This window comes from Weissella oryzae SG25 (genome assembly GCF_000691805.2).
Taxonomy (GTDB): domain Bacteria; phylum Bacillota; class Bacilli; order Lactobacillales; family Lactobacillaceae; genus Weissella; species Weissella oryzae.
On sequence record NZ_DF820501.1, the window covers coordinates 1 to 9,392 of the forward strand.

General features: G+C 39.6%; 9 protein-coding genes, 1 tRNA gene, 1 rRNA gene and 1 riboswitch. Of the genes, 8 read left to right on the forward strand and 3 right to left on the reverse strand.

The genetic code is table 11. From position 1 onward, the window contains the following. Together rrf and TT13_RS09665 are read left to right on the forward strand one after the other, a co-directional pair. Positions 1-95, forward strand: a 5S ribosomal RNA gene (gene rrf, locus TT13_RS09660); the annotation flags it as partial. 5 nt (positions 96-100) lie between these two features. Beyond that, positions 101-173: transfer RNA gene (locus TT13_RS09665), tRNA-Asn, on the forward strand. Between the two features lie 113 nt (positions 174-286). On the opposite strand, the gene TT13_RS09670 is transcribed toward TT13_RS09665, so the two are convergent. Next, the gene (locus tag TT13_RS09670; RefSeq protein WP_027699774.1) at positions 287-958 is read right to left on the reverse strand and encodes a Crp/Fnr family transcriptional regulator; all 672 of its coding nucleotides are present in this window, start codon (positions 956-958) and stop codon (positions 287-289) included. A 207-nt stretch (positions 959-1,165) separates the two neighbouring features. Here TT13_RS09670 and larA point away from each other — a divergent pair, with 207 nt between their 5' ends. From larA to TT13_RS09700, 6 genes are all read left to right on the forward strand, one after another. Next, the gene (larA, locus tag TT13_RS09675; RefSeq protein ID WP_027699775.1) at positions 1,166-2,446 is read left to right on the forward strand and encodes a nickel-dependent lactate racemase; all 1,281 of its coding nucleotides are present in this window, start codon (positions 1,166-1,168) and stop codon (positions 2,444-2,446) included. 3 nt (positions 2,447-2,449) lie between these two features. Further along, on the forward strand, positions 2,450-3,199 hold the full coding sequence (gene larB / locus TT13_RS09680; protein ID WP_027699776.1) for a nickel pincer cofactor biosynthesis protein LarB: 750 nt from the start codon (positions 2,450-2,452) through the stop codon (positions 3,197-3,199). Further along, positions 3,196-4,509: a nickel pincer cofactor biosynthesis protein LarC gene (gene larC, locus TT13_RS09685; protein WP_027699777.1), complete on the forward strand. Its 1,314-nt coding sequence runs from the start codon at positions 3,196-3,198 to the stop codon at positions 4,507-4,509. Before larB ends, larC begins: the two co-directional genes overlap by 4 nt. A gap of 4 nt (positions 4,510-4,513) precedes the next feature. Next, a complete protein-coding gene (gene larE / locus TT13_RS09690; RefSeq protein ID WP_027699778.1) occupies positions 4,514-5,344 on the forward strand; it encodes an ATP-dependent sacrificial sulfur transferase LarE in 831 nt (276 codons plus the stop codon). Positions 5,345-5,616: 272 nt separating this feature from the next. Beyond that, positions 5,617-7,053, forward strand: coding sequence for a basic amino acid/polyamine antiporter (locus TT13_RS09695; protein ID WP_027699779.1), 1,437 nt, complete (start codon positions 5,617-5,619; stop codon positions 7,051-7,053). A 243-nt stretch (positions 7,054-7,296) separates the two neighbouring features. Beyond that, a riboswitch (TPP riboswitch) is annotated at positions 7,297-7,398 on the forward strand. Positions 7,399-7,453: 55 nt separating this feature from the next. Further along, positions 7,454-8,080 (forward strand): TenA family protein, encoded by a 627-nt coding sequence (locus TT13_RS09700; protein WP_082816223.1) that lies wholly within the window; start codon positions 7,454-7,456, stop codon positions 8,078-8,080. A 32-nt stretch (positions 8,081-8,112) separates the two neighbouring features. On the opposite strand, the gene mscL is transcribed toward TT13_RS09700, so the two are convergent. Both mscL and TT13_RS09710 read right to left on the reverse strand, forming a co-directional pair. Continuing rightward, entirely contained in the window at positions 8,113-8,484 is a 372-nt protein-coding gene (gene mscL / locus TT13_RS09705) for a large-conductance mechanosensitive channel protein MscL (RefSeq protein WP_027699781.1), read from the reverse strand. A gap of 114 nt (positions 8,485-8,598) precedes the next feature. Further along, positions 8,599-9,258, reverse strand: a complete 660-nt coding sequence (locus tag TT13_RS09710) for a histidine phosphatase family protein (protein ID WP_027699782.1) — start codon at positions 9,256-9,258, stop codon at positions 8,599-8,601. Positions 9,259-9,392 lie beyond the last annotated feature (134 nt).

Genomic DNA, 9,392 nt, shown 5'->3' on the forward strand with positions numbered 1-9,392 from the left:
ATACACCTGTTCCCATACCGAACACAGAAGTTAAGCTCAGTAGCGCCAAAAGTAGTTGGAGGATCGCCTCCTGCGAGGATAGGACATCGCGATGCTTTATTCCGAATTAGCTCAGTTGGTAGAGCACCTGACTGTTAATCAGGTTGTCGCCGGTTCGAGCCCGGCATTCGGAGTACTAAATAAAGGGATAGCCGTTAGGTTATCCCTTTATTTTTTGGTTTAAAAGTATAGAGAACATAAAAAGTCCTAGCTAGTCAGTTATATGACTCTAGGACTTTTTATGTTATTAAATGGCAACGTTATCCAGTAGATAATCCATGTCTTTGATTACGAAGTGATGATTTTCGATATCAATAACGCCTTGCTTTCGCAGTGAAGATAAGATTCTAGTAACTGAGGAGCGTGAATTGATACCACAGAAGCCAGCAATATCTTCATTTGTTACCATGAAATCAATATAGGTACCCTTGTAATTGGGGAGCCTTTTACCGAATAAACCAGCTAATTCATAAAGAAAGGCACAGACGGCACCAGCTTTACCGTTCATAACCATCCGTTGTAGGCGGACGATGTTTTCGGAAAGTTTTGTTCGATAATACTCTTTAACGTAAGCCTGGAGCTCTTCATCAGTATTAACAATGCGCCAAAAATCAACCCGATCAATCTTATAAAATTCAGCAAATTCTGACTCGATCCGGACATTAAAGGGTTGCTCGGTATATTTTGAGACTTCATCACGTAGAAGACTGATAACATCAGGTTTTGCTATGTATGAAATGTTAAATTCACGGCCATCTTGTAAAATAATCGAATTTTTCACAATACCATTTTTTAGGATATAAGTACTACTCTCTTCGAAACCATGGTAGGTAAGATAGGTATGTCTTTTTTTGCGGACAACCGGAATTTCCTCATGTTCTAGGTAGTTAAGTAGATACTCAATGTGATTCATAACCATCTTAATAATCCTCCCAGGAGTAAGTATGGGCAAGAGATTACAACAACTAATAGTACTCTCTTAGAAAGCTTACCATATTATCTTATGTTGGCAACAATTCATACGAATAAAAACATCTATAAAATCAGTGTAAAACAAAAAGTATTATTTCTTTGCTAATCGAAATAAGATGTTCCTTGAGCTTATGAACAGAAAGGTATTTATAACATGATTGATGTAACATTACCGTATGATAAAAAGACAATTACAGCCCATATACCAGATGAGAACTTCGCTGGTAAATTGGTTTCAAAAGCCGCAACATATAAGGCTGAGTATGACGAGAAAACATTAGTTGAGCAGTCTTTGGACCAAGCAATTGGTAGCCCTAAGCTAGAGGAACTTGCGCAGGGTAAAAAAAATATTGTAATCATTTCTTCTGACCACACGCGGCCAGTACCTTCACACATTATTACACCGATTCTGTTAAGGCGCTTACGCTCGGTCGCTCCTGATGCAAGAATCCGCATCTTGGTAGCAACTGGCTTTCACCGGCCATCAACACAAGCCGAATTGATTAATAAGTATGGGGAAGAGATTGTCGCTAACGAGGAAATCGTTATGCACAAATCAGAAGTTGATGCTGATATGGTCAAAATCGGCACTTTGCCTTCTGGTGGTGAGTTGATTATTAATAAAGTTGCCGCTGAAGCTGACTTGTTGATTTCAGAAGGCTTCATCGAGTCGCACTTCTTTGCGGGCTTCTCTGGTGGGCGTAAGTCGGTCTTACCAGGAATTGCTTCATATAAGACAATTATGGCTAACCATTCAGGTGAATTTATTAATGACCATCATTCAAGAACCGGTAATTTACATCATAATATGATTCATGAAGATATGGTCTACGCAGCTCATAAAGCAAATCTAGCTTTTATTATTAATGTTGTCCTAGATGAAGATAAACATATTATTGCTTCCTTTGCTGGTGATTTAGAAGCTGCGCATAAAGAAGGAACTGATTTTGTGGCTGCTTTGTCACAAGTTAAGGCTATTAAATCGGATATTACGATTTCTACCAATGGTGGTTATCCACTTGATCAGAATATCTATCAAGCGGTTAAGGGTATGACAGCAGCTGAAGCTAGTAACAAGGACCATGGAACCATTATTATGGTAGCTGGTATGCGTGATGGTCATGGTGGTGAAGGCTTCTATCATAATATTGCTGATGTAGCTGATCCACAGGAGTTTTTGGATAAGGCGATTAATACACCACGATTAAAGACAATTCCTGACCAATGGACCGCGCAAATTTTGGCACGTATTCTGGTGAATCACCGGGTAATTATGGTTTCGGACTTAGTAGATCCTAAATTGGTAACAGATATGCATATGGAATTAGCTAGTAATTTAGATGAAGCACTGGCATTAGCCTATGCTAAGGAAGGCGAAGCTGCAAAAGTTACCGTAATTCCTGATGGCTTAGGAGTAATTGTAGCTGAGGATTAGGCAATGGAAGACCAGAAATTAAATGAGATATTACACGCAATTGCTGACAAGCAGTTGACGGTGGCAGATGCAAAGCACTTATTAAAAGATGATGGCTTTGTTGACCTTGATTTTGCCAAAATTGATACTGCCCGTCAAAAACGGACCGGTTATCCAGAAATTATTTATGGCGCTGGCAAGACCGCTGATGAAATTATTGGTATTGTTACTTTTATGTTGGAAGCTCAGTTGCCAATCTTAGTTACGCGCTTAGATGAAAAAAAGGCGGCAATAGTTAAAGAAGCATTCCCTCAATTGACTTATAACGAACGGGCGCAGATTTTATCAACAGAGCTACCCGAAACTATAGTTGGTAATATTGCGATTGTAACGGCTGGGACATCAGATTTAGGGGTTGCTGAAGAGGCAGCGGTGACAGCAGAAATTTTTGGTAATCAAGTCACACGGATTTATGATGTTGGGGTTGCTGGAATTCATCGCCTTTTTGCCCGCATCGATGAGATTCGAAGCGCGGAGGTGGTGATTGTGATTGCGGGAATGGAAGGAGCCCTGGCTAGTGTTGTCGGTGGCTTAGTTGATAGACCGGTGATTGCAGTCCCTACTAGTGTTGGTTATGGCGCTAATTTTGGTGGCTTATCAGCTTTGTTAACGATGTTAAATTCTTGTGCATCTGGGATAACGGTTGTAAATATTGATAATGGTTTTGGCGCAGCTTATTCAGCAAGTATGATTAACCACATGGGGGCACAATGAAAACATTATATTTAGAACCATTTTCCGGTATCTCCGGTGATATGTTGATTGGTGCTCTATTAGATTTGGGCGTTGATTTTGCAAGTTTTAAGGCAGCCTTAGCTAAGTTAGAACTGACCGGCTATGAGTTAAATATGCGCTCAGAAAAGAAATCAGCAATTAATGGCACTAGTTTCCACGTAAGTTTAACAGACTCAGCGCATTCGATTGATGAAGGTTTAACACTAGCTGAACAGGATGGTTTAGCCACTGAGCCTGTGCATCACCATCATCATCACTCACATGCGGAGGATGAAGTGCATGAACATCATCATCATGGTCGTAACCTTGCTGAGATTCAAGCAATCATTAATGCCAGTGATTTGAGTGAAAAAGTAAAAGCTGGGGCTTTAGCCACGTTTGAAGAAATTGCTAGGGCCGAAGCGAAGGTGCATGGCTTACCGCTTGAAGCCGTTCACTTCCACGAAGTCGGTGCCATTGATTCAATTGTTGATATTGTTGGGGCTTTCATCGCTCTTGATTTATTAGGCGTTGATCAAGTTATTTCCGGAGAGTTAGTTGACGGGACCGGTACCATTAAAGTCGCGCATGGGGTGATGCCGGTGCCAGTACCAGCTGTGATGATGATGCGGCAAGGCACGGACATTCCGATTCGCCAACGCACGGATGTACAGACTGAATTGATTACGCCGACTGGTTTGGCCTTAGTGAAGGTTTTGGTTACACAATTTACTTCAATGCCAAGTCAACAAGTGCTTGTGAACACCGGTTATGGTTTTGGTAGTCGGGATACGGGTAGTTTGAATGCGCTACGAGTTCATCTTTTTGATTCAAAGCAAAGCGAACGCGAAGTAAAGCAGCAAGATGAAACGGTGTTGGAATTGCATACCAACCTAGATGACACGACTGGCGAACAATTGGCTTTTGTGATGAATGAATTAATGGAAGCGGGCGTCTACGATGTCTTCTTTACCCCAATTTTCATGAAAAAGGGACGTCCGGCCTATGAATTGACGGTAATATTATCCGAGCAATTCAGGGCAAGGGTAACTGAGCTTTTATTTGAACATACCACAACGATTGGGCTGCGTTGGTCAGTTATGCAACGAACGATTATGCAGCGTAGTTTTAATACGGTAATAACAAGCTATGGTAAGTTAAAAGTTAAAGTTTTGACCTATAACGCAATTAAAAAATATAGTTTTGAAGCAGATGAATTAAGTGCCCTAGCACGAAAAGCAGGCAAATCAATTATCGAGATTGAAGCTGCTGGCCGTCTGGCATTAGAGAATCCAAAGGAAGAAGTTTAAGAAAATGACCTTAACAGATAAGAAGAACACCGCAATTTCAAATATTAAAAAATATAATCGAGTACTAGTTGCCTTTTCCGGTGGTATTGATTCAACCCTAGCCTTAAAATTAGCCATTGAGGCTTTAGGTAAGGAAAATGTCTACGCCGTAATCGCTAATTCAGTTTTGTTTACGAATGAAGAGTTTGATAAGGCCGTTGCTTTGGCAACCACCATGGATGTGGAAGTTATTACAACGCAGATTGATTATTTGGCAAATGCAGAGATTAAGCATAATACACCGGCTTCTTGGTACTGGATGAAGAAGTTGTTCTATCAACGGATGAATGAGTTAGTTGGTGAGTATCATGCCGATGTTGTCCTTGATGGTATGATTATGGATGATAACAATGATTTTCGTCCTGGGCTACGTGCACGTGACGAAGAAGGCGCAATCTCAATTCTACAAACTGCTGACATGTATAAGGTTGATGTTCGTGAGTTGGCAGCCGCAGAAGGTTTGAGCAATTGGAACAAAGTAGCGTCATGCTCACTTTCATCACGCTTTGCCTATAATACGGAGCTAACAGTTGATGCAATTGAACGGGTCAAAAAGGCCGAAGCATATTTGCGTGAGTTAGGCTTTGCTACAATCCGTGTCCGGGTTCAAGATTTAACGGCACGCATTGAAGTACCAAGTGAGCAAATTGCTGATTTACTAGCACATGCTGAACAAATCAATCGCACCTTACTTGAATTGGGGTATCAATATGTAACTTTGGATTTGATGGGCTTCAAATCTGGTCGCATGAATGATAGCCTAACTTCAGAAACTAAGGCCGCCTTGGTTAAGTAATTTTAAATGTAAAATGAAACGCAGTGAATTTTAGAATTCACTGCATTTTTATTTAATTTTTGTAGCAAGGCAAGGATACGCGGTGAAAATAGAGCGAATATGCTAGCATGGGCTGGTTTATTTATAATTAAAGGGTAATCGTTACGAAAAAATTGATTTTTTTGCATATTTCTTTGTTAAATCAGTATATTTATACAATTAATGCTTTTTATTTGCGCATAAACTGTGTACAATAGTGGTTATACTTTTATTTTGAAGGATAGGACTAATTAATGGACGAATATGGTAAAAAAGGGATTGCCTTACCGGCGTTAATCGCGTTAGTAGTTTCATCGGCAATTGGTGCAGGAATTTATGATTTGCCAGCTACTTTGGCAGTTAATGCAACTCCTGGAGTTGCGCTAGTTGCATGGCTAATCACTGGAACTGGTATTTTATTGCTGGCTTGGAATTTGAATTATGTGGTACTGAATAAGCCAGAATTAAATGGAATTGCGGATTATGCGCGGGCTGGTTTTGGTGATTTTGCCGGCTTCGTGTCTGGCTGGGGTTACTGGCTATCAGGTTGGTTGGGCAATATCGCCTTTGCAACCATGATGATGTCAGCCGTTGGTTATTTTATTCCATCTTTTAAAAGCGGCAATAGTATTGAGGCAATTATATTTGCCTCAATCATTTCATGGTTTTTAACTTGGATTGTCTCTCGAGGAATTGAAAGTGCCGCAATTTTGAACTTAATTGTGACAATCACCAAATTAATTCCAATTCTTGCCTTCATGGTAATGATTGTAATTTCCTTCAAATCAGGGGTTTTTACCGCACATTTCTGGGCGAACGTTTCAGTAAACACGGATGGTGGAAAAATCTTCTTTAGTACCGCTACGACCGGCGGTGTCATTAAACAGATTCAAGGATCGATTATGGCAATGATGTGGGTCTTTGTCGGAATTGAAGGAGCAACGATGCTGGCTGACCGTGCTAAGCGCAAGTCTGATGCAGGAAAAGCAACAATTATTGGTGTATTAGCTCTGTTGGTTATCTACATTATCATTTCAATTTTACCTTTTGGTTATTTAAGTCAGGCAGAATTGGTAAAAATGCCACATCCAGCTGTTGTATATATCTTTAAGCAAATGCTTGGTCCGGTTGGTGGGGCTTTTATCTCACTTGGTCTAATGGTTTCAATTTTTGGTGCATGGCTATCTTGGACGATGTTACCAGTTGAATCAACCTCTTTGATGGCAAAGCAAGGACTTTTACCTAAGTGGTTTGGTACATTAAACAAATATGAGGCACCTGCACATGCTTTGTATATTACCCAAATTTTGATGCAGCTGTTCTTAATTACTCTAGTCTTTACAGATCAAGCCTATAACTTTGCTTTTTCAATGAGTACATCGGCAATCATTATTACCTACAGTTTTGTGGGGGCCTATATGGTTAAACTCGGTTGGCAACAGAAAAAATTTAGTGTTTTTTTGCCCGGCTTCTTATCAGCTGCCTTTGAATTATCAGCAATTATCTTTGTTGGCTTACAATATTTGTGGCTGGCAACAATTATCTATGTCCTAGGCTTTATTTTCTATTATCTTGCCCGTAAACATGCTGGCAAAAATGTTAAGCCAATCGAAATGGCTTTGATGCTAATAATCACGATTGTTGCTGCCTTAGCGCTATATGCACTAATCAGCGGGCAAGTTAGTTTATAGGCAGTTTATGGTTCATTTATTGTCTGTATAAGCTTATTTTATTTTTGAGGCTTTATAGTAACTGTATTGAAAGGATTACCCAAGTTCTTTTAATAAAACCCCAAGTAAGATAAACATACACTCTAGTTCAAAGGTTACCCTTTGGATAAAACCTACTCCTAAAATAAATTTGATACGCGAGTATTAAATTATGAAAAGCGACCAGATACCCAGCTGGTCGCTTTTTATTTATGGTAAAATCTTAGATGACACTAGGGGTGGTTACTTAATAACCTGAGACAAATTTTTGAACCCTTTGAACCTGAATAAGTTAAGACTTACGTAGGAAAGTGGTTGAGATAACTGGGTACTTTTAAAGTTACAGACCCCAAATTAACTAGTGTCAGTAAGTTAGGGAGTAATGATGATTTTTCATGAGTATTTATTGGCGCAAGGGCAAGCCGATTTGGCCCAGATTCTAAAGTTACCCTTTGTTAAGGGACTGGGGATGGGTGGACTAACACAGGCCCAACGTAATTATTATGTCGCCCAGGACAGCTACTATGTAGACCAGTTTATCCAATTAGCAGACCAAGTTACGCAGGCCTTACCAGCTGGCTTTGCTTCAGCGCCTAATTTAGGGAATGATGAGAGTGATGCCCATCTAGGGTTGGCGCCAAGCAAGGAATGGTCTGAAATTCCAATTGGTCAACATAATTTAGCCTACCTAGCCCATATGCAGCAAGCAGTAGCAATTGCTGACCCAGTGGCGGGACTGATTGCACTCTTACCTTGTACTGAGTCTTATTATCTGATTGCGCAGACATTGCAGGCTCAGCACAATGCACAAGGGTATCAGCAATGGCTTAATTATTACTGTTCAGATGCCTATCAAGCGACCGTTAATTGGGCTTGGACGACTTTAGACCAATTAGTACCAAATTATCAGGACTTAGCAGAAAATCAGTTACAAATCTATAAAGATATTTATCAAAAATCATATGCTTATGAGACGAGCTTCTGGTTAGAAGCTGGTAAAATCAAATAAAAAAAGGTTGGCAAGCTTGCCAACCTTTTTGTTTAATTTTGTTTTGCTAGTAGGTCGCGAATTTCTTGTAGCGTAGTGAGTTCTTCGCTAGCAACAACTGTTTCGTCGACTGGCTTCTTAGGAAATAGTCGGTTAATTGATTTAACTAACAAGAAGACTACGAAAGCGGTGATTAAGAAATTAAGTACATCATTTAAAAAGGCACCATAGGTAAACTTAGCGCCCATTAACTTGAAGCTGAGCTGGTTTAGGGCGCTGTTGCGAACAAAAAGCCCAATTAATGGATTGATTAAATTATCAACTAATGATTTTACAATTGCTGTAAAGGCAGCCCCAATAATTACCCCAACTGCTAAATCTAAGACATTACCACGTAAAATAAATGCTTTAAACTCTTTTAACATAAAAATCCCCTTAAAAAATATGTTGTATCTAAGTATAACAGCTGGTAAATAGCGTTGTGAAGCGTAAAGCAATAAAATCCTTTGAAAGTTCATACAACTTTCAAAGGATTTTATTTATTCATTGTAACCTAAAACAGAGATTGTTTTGCCATCAAAGGCGAGGCGGGTAACACTACCATTAGCTGGTCGGACACTAAGGTCAAATTTACCAGCGCCATAACGTTCCATTAAACTTAGCAGGGTATTACCATGGCTAATGACTAAAACGTTATCACCATCTTGTAGTTTAGGATTACTAGCAATTAAAGCAAAGGCTTGATCAACTCGTTGCCAATATTCAGAGCTATCTTCTGCATCATGAAAAGGGTCGGCAACTTTCATCATATCTTTAGCCTTATTAATCGAGAAGGTATCAACAATTTCTTTGAAATTTTTTAAACCGGCTGGTGCGCCAACTTTAGCCCAAACTTCGTCCATGTTGTCACCTTCAAAGGAACCATAAAATTGCTCCCGAAGAAAGGGGGTACTTTGTGCAACTTGCAAGCCAGTTGATGCTTGGTTCTTGTCGAGAATTACAGCCGCCGTTTCTTGTGCCCGCGTTGTATCTGAAGAGTAGGCAGCGGCAAAAGCTACATTAGCAACTTTATTTGCGGCGAGATTTGCGTCATTATAACCTTGCTTGGTTAGTGGTGAATTACTCCAACCTTGTAATTTATTGTAGATATTAAAATAAGTTTGTCCGTGACGAATGAGGTATAGCGTTAATTTAGCCATCAGGTTACTCCAATCATAAGGTAAATATTTCAAGATTATTATGCGCCTATGCTGGTTTTTAAGCAAAAAAGTCGCGATATTATGCGTTTATTTTTAATTTTTATTTTATTTAAAAAACTTTATTAATGCAATTT

Excerpts from the sequence above, each read along its gene's own strand:
- TT13_RS09670 (WP_027699774.1), bottom strand. The coding sequence starts at position 958 with ATGGTTATGAATCACATTGAGTATCTACTTAACTACCTAGAACATGAG.
- larA (WP_027699775.1), top strand. The coding sequence starts at position 1,166 with ATGATTGATGTAACATTACCGTATGATAAAAAGACAATTACAGCCCAT.
- larB (WP_027699776.1), top strand. The coding sequence starts at position 2,450 with ATGGAAGACCAGAAATTAAATGAGATATTACACGCAATTGCTGACAAG.
- larC (WP_027699777.1), top strand. The coding sequence starts at position 3,196 with ATGAAAACATTATATTTAGAACCATTTTCCGGTATCTCCGGTGATATG.
- larE (WP_027699778.1), top strand. The coding sequence starts at position 4,514 with ATGACCTTAACAGATAAGAAGAACACCGCAATTTCAAATATTAAAAAA.
- TT13_RS09695 (WP_027699779.1), top strand. The coding sequence starts at position 5,617 with ATGGACGAATATGGTAAAAAAGGGATTGCCTTACCGGCGTTAATCGCG.
- TT13_RS09700 (WP_082816223.1), top strand. The coding sequence starts at position 7,454 with ATGATGATTTTTCATGAGTATTTATTGGCGCAAGGGCAAGCCGATTTG.
- mscL (WP_027699781.1), bottom strand. The coding sequence starts at position 8,484 with ATGTTAAAAGAGTTTAAAGCATTTATTTTACGTGGTAATGTCTTAGAT.
- TT13_RS09710 (WP_027699782.1), bottom strand. The coding sequence starts at position 9,258 with ATGGCTAAATTAACGCTATACCTCATTCGTCACGGACAAACTTATTTT.